This window comes from Duganella sp. HH101 (genome assembly GCF_001758795.1).
Classification (GTDB): Bacteria; Pseudomonadota; Gammaproteobacteria; order Burkholderiales; family Burkholderiaceae_D; genus Rugamonas; species Rugamonas rivuli.
Genome location: NZ_LRON01000070.1, coordinates 1 through 701, shown reverse-complemented (window position 1 = coordinate 701; position 701 = coordinate 1). Strand labels below are relative to the sequence as shown.

The window sequence follows — 701 nt, the reverse complement described above, 5'->3', positions numbered from 1 at the left end:
CATCAAGGCAGAACACCGGCACACCGCCGGTCGGCACGGAAGCCAGCAGGCGTTGTTGGGTCAGCAGCACTACCGGCGCAGCATCTTCCAGCATGTAGGCCAGGCGATCGGCCGGATAGGCCGGGTCCAGCGGCACGTATGCGCCGCCGGCCTTCAGGATGGCCAGCAGGCCCACAATCATCTCCAACGAGCGCTCCACGCACAGGCCCACCAGCACGTCCGGGCCCACGCCCAGCGTGCGCAGGTGATGCGCCAGACGGTTGGCCCGCGCATTCAGCTCGCCATACGTCAGCGATACATTGTCATACTCCAGCGCCACGCGATCCGGCGAGGCCGCCGCGCGTTCCTCGAACAGCGCTGGCATCAGCGATGCCGACCGGTAGTCGCGCGCAGTGTCGTTCCACTCCACCAGCAGTTGGTGGCGTTCGGCGTCGTCCAGCATATCCAGATCCTGGATGCGGCGCTCAGGGTTGGCCACGATGGCCTCCACCAGCCGGGTGAAGTGCGCCGCCATGCGTGCCATCGTCGACGGCTCGAACAGATCGGTGTTGTAGCTGATGCTGCCGTTCAGGCGTCCGGCGTCCTCCGTGAAGGTGAACGTCAGGTCGAACTTGGCCTGTACGCCCTCGCCGCCCATGGCTTGCAGGGTCAGCCCCGGCAGCGTGAGCGCGTTCATCGGCGCGTTCTGCAACGCCAGCATT

Annotated in this window: 1 protein-coding gene; it reads right to left on the bottom strand. The window is 66.3% G+C overall.

Annotated elements, in window-relative coordinates; all coding sequences use genetic code 11:
• Positions 1–701 (bottom strand): AMP-binding protein (locus tag DUGA2_RS32320; protein ID WP_141753465.1); only part of this gene is annotated, 701 nt, incomplete at both ends.